This is a genomic window from Erythrobacter sp. 'gip.4 top 5' (genome assembly GCF_056495765.1).
The window spans coordinates 2,042,141-2,055,989 of the sequence record NZ_CP200270.1 but is presented as its reverse complement, the minus strand read 5'-3'; the positions used below and the strand labels follow the sequence as shown (position 1 = coordinate 2,055,989).

The following is a 13,849-nucleotide window of genomic DNA, read 5'->3' as shown; positions in this document are numbered from 1 at the left end:
TATCTCACAATCATGCTTGGTTCCCTGCTGCCAGTGCTGTTGATCGCCGATGTGATGCCGCTGCTGCCATCGCTCGGCTTTTTGCTGCTATTAACCTGGCGTATGCTTCGTCCCGGATTGTTGCCTTTATGGGCTGGCGCACCGTTGGGTGCGTTTGACGATCTTGTGAGCGGCCAGCCCTTTGGCAGTGCGATCATGCTATGGTCCCTTGCCATGATCGTGATTGAGATGATTGAAACCCGCTTTCCATGGCGGGGACTTTGGCAGGACTGGTTCACGGTCGGGATCACGGCGGTGGTTTATTGGTTCGCGGCCCTGCTTTTTTCAGGTGCGGCCCTGACCCCGGAAATGCTTGTCATTAATCTGCCGCAGCCCTTGCTCTCAGTGCTGCTCTACCCGATTATTGCGCGCATGGTTGCCGGCCTCGATCGCTTTCGTCTCGCACGCGCGCGAAAGATCGACTGATGAAGATCCCGTTTTTACGCGATGGACCAGAGCGCGCGCCGCGAATGATCAATGCCTCGATCCTGCGCAGCAGTTTTGAGCGCAGGGGGCTTATCGTCGGCGCTGTGCAGGGCGGGATTGGCGTGCTGTTGGCGCTTCGGCTTGGATATCTCGCGATTGCCGAGAACGAAAAATATCGACTGCAATCAGAGAGCAACCGGGTCAACCTTACGCTGATCCCGCCACGGCGCGGCTGGGTTCTCGATCGCAATGGCGCACCGCTTGCCTCGAACCGCGCTGACTTCCGGGTCGATCTCATTCCAGAGCGCCTACAAGACGCCGATGCAACGATTGATCGGCTGGGTGAGTTGTTGTCGCTTGAACCGTCTCGCATCGCCGACATCAAAGATAAGGTGTCAACCTCGCGCGGGTTTCAACCAGTCGAGGTCGCAAGCGGCCTCGGTTACGAACAATTCGCAGCGTTGAGCGTGCGTCTGCCTGACCTTCCCGGCGTGGTACCGCAGCGCGGATTTTCCCGCTTCTATCCGACCGCCTCAAGCGTAGGTCACCTCATCGGCTATGTTGGGCCCGCGTCATCGGAGGAATATGAAAAAGAGCCCAATCCCCTCCTGATCACACCGGGATACAAGATCGGCAAGGACGGGCTTGAAAAGCAATTCGAAAAGGAATTGCGCGGGGTTCCGGGCGCGCGGCGGGTGGAGGTGACGGCTTCGGGCCGGATCGTGCGCGATCTTGAAACCCGGGAGGATATTCAAGGCCCACCTGTCCGGCTGACCATTGATGGGCCGCTGCAAGACTACGCTGCGCGCCGGATCGGGCTTGAAAGCGGTTCCGTGGTGGTGATGGACTGCCGCACCGGCGATCTCATGTGCATGGCATCAATGCCCAGCTTCGATCCCAATTCATTTTCCGACGGGATTGGCGGCGTTGAATACGCAATGCTGCGCGAAGACGAACGCGTACCGCTTCGTAACAAGGTGCTGAAGGGCCTTTATCCGCCTGGTTCAACCGTCAAACCCATGGTTTCGATGGCATTGATGAAAGCGGGGGTCGACCCCAAGGAAACCGTGTTCTGCGGCGGCGGTCTGCGCGTCGGCAATCGCGTATTTGGCTGCTGGAATCGGCGTGGCCATGGCGCGGTCGACATGGCCAAGGGCATTTATCAAAGTTGCGATGTGTACTTCTATTCCATGGCGCAGCGCGTGGGCATGGATCCGATCGCTGCCATGGCGCGGCGTTGCGGAATGGGGCAAGAATTTCCGCTTCCGGTCACCAGCCAATTCTATGGAACGGTGCCAGACCCCGACTGGAAAATGAAGAAGTGGGGCCGTGAATGGCAAACCTTTGACACAGTCAATGCGACAATCGGTCAGGGGTACATGCTTTCAAGCCCGCTGCAGCTTGCGGTTATGGCATCGCGGATTGCCACGGGCCGGCACGTGATGCCGCGCCTGACACTGGAAACTAAGCCAAAGGGCTTCGACGACATCGATTTTCCGATGGAGCAGGTTGAATATGTGCGCCAGGCGATGAGCGATGTGGTTAACGGACCTGGTACTGCCGGGCGTGCCCGGTTGCCGATTGATGGCGTACAGATCGCTGGCAAAACCGGTACGGCCCAAGTTGTCTCGCTCAGCAAATCCAACGGAAAGACGGGGCCTTGGAAATATCGCGACCATGGCCTGTTCATCTTTTTCGCGCCCTATGACAATCCGCGCTACGCCGGAGCAGTGGTTATCGAACATGGCGGCGGGTCAGGCGCGGCCTATCCGATTGCGCGGGATGTGATGACATTCATGTTCGACCCCGCCAAGGGTCTAGAAGCGCTGGATACGCTGGAAAAGCAATGGGGCGGGACCGCTCAGCAAAGGCTTGAAAGGCGATATGCTGCTTATGCCGCAGAGCGTGGGGCTGCCGTCAAACGTCCACCGCGCCGCGAGGAAGAGATCTTCGACCGCGTTGAGGCTGAAGCCCGGCGCGCAGCCACCCTGCCTGAAGCTATCGCTGACGAGGTGATTGCCCCGCGGCCCGAAGCCAACCCTTCGGGCACCCCGCCCGGTGCAGCCGTACTGCCGCAAGCTACACCATCTCCGCCCTCTGCCACGGCGACACCGCCTGTGGAGGTCAGCGAATGAACAGCCTCTCTGCGCGCGGTATTGTGCCCGAACCGATCGCACGCCAGCCCTGGGAGATGCTGATCCCGCTGGTTTTGCTGACCTGTTTTGGCGGTCTGGTCCTCTATTCTGCCGGTGGCGGTGCGATGCAGCCCTTTGCCCTGTCGCACTTCATCCGGTTTTCCGTTTTTGCTGTGATGACCGCGATCATTGCCATGCTCCCGCGCGAGGCCGTGCGGTTATTGACCTATCCCGCCTATCTGGTCGTCCTTCTTATGCTGCTCGCTGTGGAGATCGTTGGACAGGTTGGCGGAGGGAGCCAGCGCTGGCTTGAATTTGGACCGATCCGTATTCAGCCATCAGAACTGATGAAGCCTGCAGTGGTGCTGGCGATGGCGCGCTTCTACGAAACGTTGCCTTCCGGGATGATCGGGTCATGGCGATCAGTTGTTCCTGCAGGAATGCTTATTTTCCTTCCTATTGGGCTTGTGCTGTTGCAGCCAGATCTGGGGACATCCGTCGCTATTGCCTTTGGGGGCGTGGTGGTCATGTTTCTTGCCGGTCTGCCCTTGTGGTGGTTCCTGACTGCCGGAGGGCTGGGCATTGCTGCCATGCCACTGGTCTATTTCTTCGCGCTTCATGATTATCAGCAGGCAAGAGTGACCACCTTCCTTGATCCCGAGAACGATCCTTTGGGTGCCGGGTATCACATCGCGCAATCAAAGATCGCGATCGGATCGGGCGGGATCTTCGGCAAGGGCTTCAACAACGGCACTCAAAGCCACCTCAATTACCTGCCAGAGCCGCACACCGACTTCGTCTTTGCCAGCATGGCCGAGGAATGGGGCCTCGTCGGCGGCCTTTTCGTCCTGGCCATGTATTCGCTGATCCTGCGATGGGGCTGGAAGGTCGCAAATCAGTCGCAGGACCGCTTTTGTGCTCTGCTGGCAGCCGGAGCCACGGCAACGATCTTTTTTTATATCGCAATTAACCTGCTGATGGTGATGGGCATGGCGCCAGCCAAGGGCATCCCGCTTCCGTGGATGAGCCACGGCGGCTCGTCGATGATGACGAACATGATCTGTATCGGCCTTCTCATGATGGTGAATCGTTGGAACCAGGTCGCTCCGCGGCGGGGCCTAACGGTCTGAACAACGCTTTCTGAGAATATCCGCTTGCCATCAGACTCAGACGCGCTAAACGCAGCCCCTCACGCGAATCGAGGCACGGCATCGCCGCTCGGACGCGGAGACCGGCCCTTCGCGGGAATGCCGGAATGGACGCATAGCTCAGTTGGTAGAGCAGCTGACTCTTAATCAGCGGGTCCTTGGTTCGAGCCCAAGTGCGTCCACCACCTTCCCAGATCGATCTCCGTGTATTATCCCGCCAGAGGCTCATACGCCAGGAGGCGAACCGGAATCCTGAGTTGCGGGTGGTGCGATCGGCGTTGCCGCGCACACGGTGCGGAGTGCTTGTTTGAGGCCCTCTTCTATAGTCGGATGATAGAACGGCATCGTCAGCACTTCGGTGGCGGTCATTCTGTTTTGAATGGCCCATGCGAGCAGATGCCCCAAGTGTTCGCCAGCTGGGGCAACAAGGTCTGCGCCGATTAAAACTCCGTCTGGTGCCGCAGCATAAAGCGTCAGCGCCCCCTCGCCCCGAGCTTCAACCCGCGCTCGGCCTTGATCGGAAAAATCGGCCGTGCCGCTGACAGCACTGTCAGCTTCTGACGCGCCGATGCTGACGACTTGCGGATCGGTAAAGGTAATGCTGAACGGGACATAGCGATCGGTCTTGATAGCGACGGGATAGGCAGCCGCATTGCGCCCGGCGATTGCGCCATCATGTGATGCTTCGTGCAAAAGAGGCAGGTCGTTGGCAACATCGCCAGCCATAAAAACATTGCTATCGCCGCACCGCATGGTCGCGCGATCATGATACGGCACGCCGTTGTCATCGAGCGAGAGGCCTGCGTGTTCAAGGCCTAGCCCTTCTAGCACCGGGGGGCGCCCCACCGCGACAAGGACACGGTCAAAAATGGCCTCACCAGAACTCTTCCCCGTCCAGCGGACCCTGACCTGATCACCTTCACGCGAGGCCGTGACCTCGACACCGAGATGAATGTCAATTTCCGGCGCAAGAATGTCGTTAAGCGCGGCATGAACACGCGGGCAACGGACATTGGCCAAGGTTTCGGACCTGTCGAATACGGCGACCGACACACCTAGGCCCGCGAAGGCCTGAGCCATTTCCAATCCAATCGCCCCGGCCCCGACAACGGCAAGACGGCGCGGCAAGGTCTCAATTTCGAAGACGCTCCGATTGGTAAGCGCCAGCTCTCCCAGCGCCGCAAATGGCTTGGGCACCGACGGCTGGGAGCCTGTCGCAATAATGATTGTGTTGGCGGCAACGGTGCGACCATCGTCAAGCTTGAGCAGGCCCGTGCCTGCAAACTGCGCCTTTGCCGTGATGCGGATCTTGGCGGGGATTTCTTCGATTGAGTCTCGGGTCAGTGACGCGAAGCGGTCCCGTTCTGCGCGAACGCGGTCTAACAGCTTGCCTTCATCAACTGCAACGTCGCCAACATTTATGCCAAACACTTCGGCACGCAATACGGCGCGCCGCGCTTTCGATGCTGCGATCAGAAGTTTCGATGGCATGCATCCGACGTTGGCACAGGTCGTGCCGGCGAAATGCGGATCGATCAAAAGCGTCGACGCGCCATTGGCACGAGCCGCGCGCTCTGCTGCGAGACCCGCTGTCCCTGCCCCGATCACCGCGACATCACAGGAAAGCTGCTTGTCCTCACTCATACAACAAGCACGTGTTCATTGAGTTCAACTTCACTCACGTGCGGTGTCGTTTTATTGCTTTGGTTGATCATGATTGATGCTTAAGTCCGGTGTGTTGGTGGTTAGCCGAATTTAGCGCGGTGCGCTGCGAGCGTGTCTTCAACGTTATCAAGCGCGCCGAGGATCTCCGCTTCCCATTCCCCCAAATCCAGATCGCGGACGGCCGAGTGTGCCGCGCACACCGCTGGCGTTCCAGCCCATTCTTGCGCCAGATTACGCGCCCAATTGGCATAATCATCGGCAGCGCCGCTTCGCTCTTGAAGCGCCTTTTTCAGCATTGGATGAAAACGAAGGCGGGGTTCGGGGAAAAGGGATTTGAGAAGCGCGGGCGGCATCAGCACATTGATCGTGTCGTCGGCATGGACAATCCCGCTTGCCCGGTGGCGAACCAAAACAGAAGCAACGTGGACGCTCTCATCGGCGCTGACAAAATCAACACCGCGGGGTACCGAGAAGTCCAGTGCGTCAGCAAAAAGGCTTTGCGTTGCCTCATCCTCGATTGCAGCAGGGTCCCACTCAAGATCGGGTAGCTCTTTGCGGTGGCGGCGCGTGCCGATCAATTTTGCGTGCGGCAAAGCGCTTCGCAACGCTTTGCAGTGTACCGTGTGGAACGGGTGGACATTCAGGATCGCGTCGATCGCCGCACCATTATCGGTCGTCGCCAAAAGCTCCGCCAACGCATCGTCAGCAAGCTCGTAAGAGTCGATGACAACAGATCGCCCGTTAGGCCGCCGGACCAATGACATGTGCGTGCCGATGTCGATGACTTTCGCGATTTTGAATGATCCGCGAATATTCCAGAAATCGTCATGCAACCTGATCACGGGCGCTCCTGCCATTTATGCGAGTGAATCGTGCAAGGTTAAGGTTGACAGGGCACGGAAAGTTCCGCCCGGCCAGCCTGCCGAAGCTCGTGCATTCCACGCTGTTCCGCAGCCTCAGCACCATGATGAGGAAACATGTGGGAATGGCGGCGCTGAGCAATTTCAGCACGTATATTGATTTCACACTCCGATGTGATAATTGGGAGGCATGGACACATCGATCATCACACGCGTTCGCGACCTCGTCACATCGGCAACCATCACCCGCGCCGGTCTTGCCCGCGCTGCAGGTCTTCATGCTAACACGCTGAGAGATTGCACTGAGGACAGCTGGAATCCCACCGCCGAAACGCTATCGAAGCTGGAAGCGTTTCTTGAGGCCAATGCTGGCAAGCCCGTTCTGGCAACGATCGAGGAGATCATCGACGAAGCTCGCAACGGCAGGATGTATATTCTTGTCGATGACGAAGATCGTGAAAATGAGGGCGATCTCATCATTCCAGCGCAGATGGCCACCCCGCAGGCGATCAATTTTATGGCGACCCATGGCCGGGGCCTCATCTGCCTGGCGTTGACCAAAGACCGGGTCGATCACCTCGGATTGCAGCCTATGAGCCGCAACAACAAGGAATCGATGCAGACCGCCTTCACCATTTCGATCGAGGCGAAAGAAGGTGTGACCACAGGTATATCGGCTGCCGATCGTGCGCGTACAATCTCGGTTGCAATTGACGCTGCCAAGGGCGCAGACGATCTGGTTACGCCGGGTCATGTCTTTCCATTGATGGCGCGTGATGGTGGCACGCTCGTGCGTGCCGGCCATACCGAAGCTGCGGTCGATATCTCGCGATTGGCGGGGCTGAACCCTTCGGGCGTGATTTGCGAGATCATGAACGAAGATGGCACAATGGCTCGGCTTGATGATCTGATGACGTTTGCGCGCCGTCATAATCTCAAGATCGGCACCATTCGCGACCTCATCGCCTACCGGATGCGCAACGATCATCTGGTTGAACGCCTGGGTGAACGCGCTTTCACGTCTGACTACGGCGGTCAGTGGCGCATGATCACCTATCGCGACCGCGTTGCGGGGAACGAGGCTTACGTGCTGCAAAAGGGCCACGTGGTTCCGGGTGAGCCCACCCTTGCCCGCGTTCACCCGATTTCGGTGTTCGATGATGTTCTGGGCGCCCCCGGCGTTCGTAAGCGAACGCTCCAGCGCGCGATGCAGGCGATTGGTGTGCATGGTTCGGGTGTGATTGTGATCCTGACCGGGCGGGTCGGAACCGGAGAATGGAGCGCTGACGAAGAGTTGCGCAATATCGGCATCGGCTCACAGATCCTTGTGGATCTCGGCGTGAGCGAGATTGTCCTGCTGTCGAACAGTCGTCCCGATCTCGTCGCGCTTGAGGGCTATGGCCTGACCATTACCAACTTCCATCCCATTCCGGAGTAAACCTTCATGGCCGATATCCTCATCGTGGAAGCACGCTTCTATGCCCATCTCAACGACATGCTGGTTACGGGCGCTCGCGCCGCGCTGGAAGCCGAAGGTCACTCTGTTGAGGTAATTACAGTTCCAGGCGCGCTCGAGATTCCGGGCGCAATTGCGCTTGCAGCAGAAAGCGACAGGTATGACGGATTTGTCGCGATCGGCGTCGTGATCCGTGGAGAGACCTACCATTTCGAAATCGTCGCGGGCGAAAGCGCGCGCGCCATCATGGCGCTCACAATGGACGGCATTGCGATTGGAAATGGCATCCTGACTGTCGAAAACGAGGCGCAGGCGCTCGTGCGCGCCGATCCAGAGCAAAAGGACAAAGGGGGCGAGGCTGCCAAGGCTACCCTTGCGCTGATGGCATTACAGGCGCGTTTCGCCGGTTGAAAATTTTGAGCTCCAATGTCCCGTAATGGGCCTGGCCCTGAATTACGTAGTTTCCCTATGTATCTTTCGGTAGGGCGTTGACGCGATAGCCGCGCTGCTATTGCCGCTATCCGTGGGTCGGGTGCGATGGCGGTTGAAATAGCGACATCTTGGGATCTGACATTGGAAAACCTTCACCCGACCGCCGCGCACAATGTGCGCATCCTCGACGTGCTCGCTGCACTAGAACAGCAGCTCGCCGCTCTCGACCAGCTTGGTGCACACATCGCCGCTGCTCACGTGGATGCCGCGATCCAGCAGTTACGCCGGGATCAGGTCACGAACGGATAGAGGGTTAGGGCTGCGGCATTTCTTTCGGGAAAAGAGCAACCTGCGTATTTCCCCGTAAAGCCAGCTTGGCTGACTTCACCTATCATCGCACCCTCAGACACGCTTTGCCATTACGCGCAAAGCATTCCTGAAGGCGGATGCATGAGCGATACATCGCGCGGTTCTACCCGTGAATTAGACGACGTGAACCTCTATGAATCGGTTTCGATGCTTCATCCGTTTGCCGATGAGTTGATGGAAATCGCGGTGCGACTGCGCAAAGCAGCGCAAGGGCGACTGTCCGAGGACGCTGCTGACGCCGCTACAAGAGCTCGTTCCACGAAAGACTATCTTGTGATGGCACGAAAAGCCTACACTTTGCGCCGCAAGCGGGATGCCATTTTCGGCAATCCAGATCTGTTCGGTGAGCCAGCGTGGGATATCTTGCTCGATCTTTACATTGCTCAAGGTGAAGGCAAATCGGTGTCTGTTTCCAGTGCCTGCATCGGATCGGCCGCTCCAGCCACGACGGGTTTGCGCTGGCTAGGTGTGCTGGCCGACGAAGGCCTGGTGGCGCGTGAAAACGATGCTGACGACCACCGCCGTGTCCTGGTACGGCTGACAGGTGACGGGCGTACCGCCATGGAACGTTTTTTCGACGTGGTCGCCAGCGTTTAGATCCGCTCACCAAAACACGCCTTACCGGCATAATCCGCACTCGTTCCAAGTTCTTCCTCTATGCGGATCAACTGGTTGTATTTTGCGAGCCGGTCCGAACGGGCAAGCGATCCGGTCTTGATCTGCCCGCAATTGGTGGCGACCGCCAAGTCAGCAATCGTCGCATCTTCGGTTTCGCCTGAACGGTGGCTCATGACGCATGTATAGCGCGCCCGGTGCGCCATATCGACGGCGGCAAGCGTTTCGGTCAGCGTGCCGATCTGATTGACCTTGACCAGCAGCGAATTGGCAAGTCCTCGCGCAATTCCGTCCGAAAGGCGCGCAGGGTTGGTTACGAAAAGATCATCGCCAACCAGTTGCACCGTATCGCCTAGCTTGGCAGTCAGTGCGGCCCAGCCGTCGAAATCGTCTTCGCTCATGCCGTCCTCGATCGATCGGATCGGGTATTCAGCCGCGAGCTTGGCAAGATGATCCGCCATCTCGTGCGGGGTAAGGCTTAAGCCTTCGCCGGAGATTTCATAGCGGCCGTTTTTGAAGAATTCTGTCGCTGCGCAATCCAGCGCCAGCACGATGTCCTCACCTGGCGTGAAGCCTGCCTTGGCGATGCTTTCCATGATAAAATCAAGTGCCGCGCGGGTGCTGGCGAGGTTGGGGGCAAACCCCCCTTCATCACCGACGCTGGTGGCAAGGCCCTGCTGCGCCAAGCCCTTCTTCAAGGTGTGGAATACCTCCGCGCCCCAGCGTACGGCTTCGGCGATGCTGTCTGCGCCAACCGGCATGATCATGAATTCCTGAATGTCGATCGGGTTGTCAGCATGTTCGCCGCCATTGATGATGTTCATCATTGGGACCGGTAGCATATGGGCCGATACGCCGCCGATGTAGGAATAGAACGGCAATCCGCGTGCATTGGCTGCCGCCTTTGCCACCGCGAGGCTGGTGCCGAGTATGGCGTTTGCACCAAGTCGAGCCTTGTTTGGTGTCCCATCAAGCGCCATCAGCGCCACGTCGATATCGCGCTGGTCCTCGGCATCGAAAATGTCGGTCAGCAGTTCGCGGATCTCGGTGTTGACGGCATCAACCGCCTTCAGCACGCCCTTGCCGAGATAACGGGCGCTATCGCCATCGCGCAATTCCACTGCTTCATGCGCGCCCGTCGACGCGCCCGATGGCACCGCAGCGCGGCCAAAACTGCCGTCTTCAAGCAGCACATCGACTTCGACAGTCGGGTTGCCGCGGCTATCGAGGATCTCGCGGCCGTGGATGTCGATGATGGCGGTCATGGTTGGCTCCCGCAGGAATGTGTTGTAGATACATAATACACTCGGTTCGCCGTGATTCTGGCCGTTCCAAGTCGTTCGGCGGCCCTATGCCGTGGAACATTCCTGTGCAAGCGCACTTCCACCCAGTGTTCAACCACGAGAAAAATGGAAGCATGAAAATGGTAGACGACACCCCCACCGGTTCAGCCGCTCCCAAGACGCGCAAGACCCCGGCAAGCCCGATCAAGGGCGGGGCCGAGGCCACTGGAGCGCTGACCAAGACCGCATCGCGCAAGACTGGCGCCGTGATGAAAGGCGCGGAAACAGCACCTGCTTTTTCCCCCACCGCCACTGCGCCTGTCGCTGAAGCAAAAACCCGTTTCAATGCTGCTCTTGAAGAAGCCAAAGCGGGAGCCGCCGCTTTGCGTACCGAGGCTGAAAACCGCCTCACCGCTGTAAGCGGACAAGCCAAGGGCAAAAGCACCGATCTGGTTGCAGAAGCGAAAAACTATGGCGACCAAGCAAAGGGCAAAGCCGGAGAGCTGGCTGTAGAAGGCAAGCAGGTCGCCAGTGACGCGATTGCCTCGCTTGGCAAAGTTGTTGGCGATACCGCTGTGCAGATCGATGAAAAGCTTGGTGAGCAATATGGTGATTATGCTCGCAAGGCATCACGCACGCTTCAGGAAACATCGGCCAAGCTTGAATCCAAGAGTGTCGAAGAACTGAGCGAGGATGCTCGGTCCATGGTTCGCAAGAGCCCCGGTGCTGCGGTAGGTATTGCGGCGGTTGTCGGCTTTTTCCTTGCACGGATGCTCGGCGGAACGCGGCGCTGATCGGGCCAGAAAGGCACGCTCATGTATGATACCGAGCCGGGCCTCCCGCACACGCCGGACGGCACGATCACTGATCCGGCGTTCGCGCCGGATCCAACCCTCCCTGAAGAAGACGAAACAGATTTCGCGTCGCTGCGTGATGACATTCAGACTCTCGTGGATGACGCGAAGATCTATGTCGAAGCGGAAGTCGCTTTCCAGAAGACCCGCGTCAGCCTTGCCGGTAAAAAGGTCGGGCGCGTGGTGGTGCTGTTGGTGCTGGCCCTCGTCCTGCTCCACATCGCGCTCATCGCCCTGGCGGTCGGCGTCGTTACTGCGCTTGCGCCATACGTGACGATCTGGGGCGCCATCGCGATCGTTGTTGGCGTCATGCTGGTTGGCGTTGCAGCGCTGGTTGTCAGCGCGGCGGGCGAAGGCAAAGTTCTTTCAGCGATGTTCGGCCCAGGAGATGACAATTGACCCATCTTCCCCAGCGTTTCGTAGAAGATCGCCGGATGCGCGACGCGGCGCGCGCAGTGCTGACTGTCGATGTCGATCGGCTGCGGGCCAGCCTCAATGAAGAAGGCATCGCAAGTCGCGTGTCTTCCGGCGTTGGCTCAACCATTACCGGCCGCCTCCGGACAGGCGCACGTGACGTTTTAGCGCAAGCCAAAGTGCAGGTGGGTGATCAGAAAGGTGTGCTGGCAGTTCTCGTTGGCGCGATCATTCTCTGGTTTTCAAGAGGTTCGATCCTCGCCTGGTTTGATGGCAGCGCCGATACTGAAGCCGATCAAGAATACGAAGACGATGATGATGCCGCGCCCCCTGCTGCGGCTGCACAAGGAGATAATGCATGACTAACTTAACCCCCGTTGCAACGACTGATGGACGCGATGCGCTGCGTGCCCGGATTGAATCTGCTGAGCGCCGTAATGCCGAGCGCACCTTGGCCGATCAGGCCCGCGACGCTGCAAGCACGGCGGCCGATTACACCCGCGCAAATCCGCTAACAGTAATCGGTGGTGCCGTCGTCGCCGGCGTCGTCATTGGCCTGTTGACCCGTCCGGGCCGTGAGGTTGCTGGCAGAGCCATCCACTCGGCCAGCGACGCAATCTCGAGCGCTGGATCCAACGCGAAAAACTTTGCCAAGCGCCGCACAGGGATGGGCCAATCCATTGGTGATGCCGTGGTAGCCTATGGCATGACAATGATGGACGAGATCATGGATGCTGCGCGAGCCGGTCAGGACCGCGCCGAAGAGTTGGGCGATGTTGCCGGGTCGAAGGCGAAAAAGCTGTCGGCCAGCGCATCTGATGCGGCCGATTCGGCAGCAAGCAGCACGCGCGCGATGGCCCGCAAGACCCGTGCGGTCGCGGCTGACACGTTCAACGATCTCAAGCGCAAGGCTAAGCTGTAATCTAGACCTTTGGCGTGCGGGACTTGTCCTTGGCGCCGCACGCGCTAAGGGGCGCGCATCCTTCCTCCCCAAAGGCACAGCACATGGCAGAAACCACTCCCGCTCAGCGTCTCCACCTCGTGATGGGGGGGCGGGTTACCGATCCGCAGGGCATCGAGTTTCAAGATCCCGAAAGCATTCACGTTGTCGGCGTTTACAGCTCCTATGACAACGCGGTCGAAGCTTGGCGCGCACAGGCGCAGCGCACTGTCGACGATGCCGAAATGAAGTATGTGGTTGTTCCCATTCACAAGCTTCTGACGCCTGAGGACTGAAGGGTTAAAGTCTAACGGGTTGTGGCAGACCGACGCGTTGGCCGCTTCGTATCCGATGATGGCGACCCATGGCAGCATTTATGCTGGCAACGGGTTCTTGTTGATCCGCCAATTCAATGTTTTGACCAAAAGCCGCGCCGGTTGAACCCGGCGCGGCCTTTGGCATTGTAATGCGAATGAGCAGGAGCACGCCACACAGGACCGAAGGAGCACCGCGCGTTTCACGTGAAACACTGGCTAATGCCCGTCTAGAGGGGGTCTAGCAGGGGGCTGAACAGACCTAGAAGCCGCCTGCGAGCCGATCAATCGCTACAGTGCTCACGTAATTTCAACCGAGTTGATCGCACCCATGCCATCAGACGACAACGTGCATGCGATGCGCCGGTGCCGCCCTTTACGAACCCCTCGCCCGTCACCGGCGCGACCGGTTCGTCAGATGAATTCGATCTTGTCGACGTGGTAGAACTTTTCACCCGACGGCACCGTAACCTCGATGTCGTCGCCAACCTGCTTGCCAATCAGCGCACGGGCGAGCGGCGACGTGTAGGAGATCCGCCCCTGGGCGGCATCCGCCTCGGTCTTGCCGACGATCTGGTAGCGGATCGGCTTGTCACTCTCATCAAGCAACGTGATTGTCGCGCCAAACACGATCTTGTTGCCCGAAAGCGTCGTGGGATCAATGATCTGCGCGCGGCTGACCATGCCTTCGATGTCACCGATCATGGCCTCGACCTGGCCCTGACGCTCCTTCGCGGCGTGATATTCGGCGTTTTCCGACAGATCGCCGTGCGCACGCGCTTCCTCGATGGCCTCGACGATCTTTGGGCGTTCCTCGCGCAGCATCTTGAGGTCAGCCGTCAGCCGCTCATACCCCTCGGCCAGCATCGGCACCTTGTCCATCGTCGCCATCTATCTGT

The 13,849-nt window shown here is 58.8% G+C and carries 16 protein-coding genes and 1 tRNA gene; 13 read left to right on the top strand and 4 right to left on the bottom strand.

Annotated features, from left to right (window positions below):
• Nucleotides 1–39: 39 nt before the first annotated feature.
• From ACRANW_RS09885 to ACRANW_RS09870, 4 genes are all read left to right on the top strand, one after another.
• Nucleotides 40–465: a rod shape-determining protein MreD gene (locus tag ACRANW_RS09885; protein ID WP_479431629.1), complete on the top strand. Its 426-nt coding sequence runs from the start codon at nt 40–42 to the stop codon at nt 463–465.
• Nucleotides 465–2,600 carry a penicillin-binding protein 2 gene (mrdA, locus tag ACRANW_RS09880; protein WP_479431628.1) on the top strand — a complete coding sequence of 712 codons (2,136 nt, stop codon included), beginning with the start codon at nt 465–467 and terminating at the stop codon, nt 2,598–2,600. Before ACRANW_RS09885 ends, mrdA begins: the two co-directional genes overlap by 1 nt.
• Nucleotides 2,597–3,730: a rod shape-determining protein RodA gene (rodA, locus tag ACRANW_RS09875; RefSeq protein ID WP_479431627.1), complete on the top strand. Its 1,134-nt coding sequence runs from the start codon at nt 2,597–2,599 to the stop codon at nt 3,728–3,730. The genes mrdA and rodA overlap by 4 nt, the downstream gene beginning before the upstream one ends.
• Nucleotides 3,731–3,857: 127 nt before the next feature.
• Nucleotides 3,858–3,933 (top strand) — tRNA-Lys (locus ACRANW_RS09870).
• 40 nt (nt 3,934–3,973) lie between these two features.
• Here ACRANW_RS09870 and ACRANW_RS09865 read toward each other — a convergent pair.
• Nucleotides 3,974–5,392, bottom strand: a complete 1,419-nt coding sequence (locus ACRANW_RS09865; RefSeq protein ID WP_479431626.1) for a dihydrolipoyl dehydrogenase — start codon at nt 5,390–5,392, stop codon at nt 3,974–3,976.
• Nucleotides 5,393–5,493: 101 nt separating this feature from the next.
• On the bottom strand, nt 5,494–6,255 hold the full coding sequence (locus ACRANW_RS09860) for a hypothetical protein (RefSeq protein ID WP_479433913.1): 762 nt from the start codon (nt 6,253–6,255) through the stop codon (nt 5,494–5,496).
• A gap of 208 nt (nt 6,256–6,463) precedes the next feature.
• On the opposite strand from ACRANW_RS09860, the gene ribB reads away from it, so the two are divergent.
• From ribB to ACRANW_RS09840, 4 genes are all read left to right on the top strand, one after another.
• Nucleotides 6,464–7,711, top strand: a complete 1,248-nt coding sequence (gene ribB / locus ACRANW_RS09855) for a 3,4-dihydroxy-2-butanone-4-phosphate synthase (protein WP_479431625.1) — start codon at nt 6,464–6,466, stop codon at nt 7,709–7,711.
• Nucleotides 7,712–7,717: 6 nt separating this feature from the next.
• The gene (ribH, locus tag ACRANW_RS09850) at nt 7,718–8,140 is read left to right on the top strand and encodes a 6,7-dimethyl-8-ribityllumazine synthase (protein ID WP_479431624.1); all 423 of its coding nucleotides are present in this window, start codon (nt 7,718–7,720) and stop codon (nt 8,138–8,140) included.
• 126 nt (nt 8,141–8,266) lie between these two features.
• A complete protein-coding gene (locus ACRANW_RS09845) occupies nt 8,267–8,470 on the top strand; it encodes a hypothetical protein (protein WP_479431623.1) in 204 nt (67 codons plus the stop codon).
• A 141-nt stretch (nt 8,471–8,611) separates the two neighbouring features.
• A complete protein-coding gene (locus ACRANW_RS09840) occupies nt 8,612–9,127 on the top strand; it encodes a MarR family transcriptional regulator (RefSeq protein WP_479431622.1) in 516 nt (171 codons plus the stop codon).
• Here the strand turns inward: ACRANW_RS09840 and eno are convergent.
• Nucleotides 9,124–10,410, bottom strand: coding sequence for a phosphopyruvate hydratase (gene eno / locus ACRANW_RS09835; protein ID WP_479431621.1), 1,287 nt, complete (start codon nt 10,408–10,410; stop codon nt 9,124–9,126). The two genes, ACRANW_RS09840 and eno, sit on opposite strands and share 4 nt — an antisense overlap.
• A 158-nt stretch (nt 10,411–10,568) precedes the next feature.
• On the opposite strand from eno, the gene ACRANW_RS09830 reads away from it, so the two are divergent.
• From ACRANW_RS09830 to ACRANW_RS09810, 5 genes are all read left to right on the top strand, one after another.
• Nucleotides 10,569–11,222, top strand: a complete 654-nt coding sequence (locus tag ACRANW_RS09830; RefSeq protein ID WP_479431620.1) for a hypothetical protein — start codon at nt 10,569–10,571, stop codon at nt 11,220–11,222.
• Between the two features lie 21 nt (nt 11,223–11,243).
• The gene (locus tag ACRANW_RS09825; protein ID WP_479431619.1) at nt 11,244–11,681 is read left to right on the top strand and encodes a phage holin family protein; all 438 of its coding nucleotides are present in this window, start codon (nt 11,244–11,246) and stop codon (nt 11,679–11,681) included.
• A 35-nt stretch (nt 11,682–11,716) separates the two neighbouring features.
• Nucleotides 11,717–12,058, top strand: a complete 342-nt coding sequence (locus tag ACRANW_RS09820) for a hypothetical protein (RefSeq protein WP_479431618.1) — start codon at nt 11,717–11,719, stop codon at nt 12,056–12,058.
• The gene (locus ACRANW_RS09815; RefSeq protein WP_479431617.1) at nt 12,055–12,618 is read left to right on the top strand and encodes a hypothetical protein; all 564 of its coding nucleotides are present in this window, start codon (nt 12,055–12,057) and stop codon (nt 12,616–12,618) included. Before ACRANW_RS09820 ends, ACRANW_RS09815 begins: the two co-directional genes overlap by 4 nt.
• Nucleotides 12,619–12,701: 83 nt before the next feature.
• Nucleotides 12,702–12,932: a DUF4170 domain-containing protein gene (locus ACRANW_RS09810; protein WP_479431616.1), complete on the top strand. Its 231-nt coding sequence runs from the start codon at nt 12,702–12,704 to the stop codon at nt 12,930–12,932.
• Between the two features lie 432 nt (nt 12,933–13,364).
• Here the strand turns inward: ACRANW_RS09810 and greA are convergent, their stop codons facing one another.
• The gene (gene greA / locus ACRANW_RS09805; protein ID WP_479431615.1) at nt 13,365–13,841 is read right to left on the bottom strand and encodes a transcription elongation factor GreA; all 477 of its coding nucleotides are present in this window, start codon (nt 13,839–13,841) and stop codon (nt 13,365–13,367) included.
• Between the last annotated feature and the right edge of the window lie 8 nt (nt 13,842–13,849).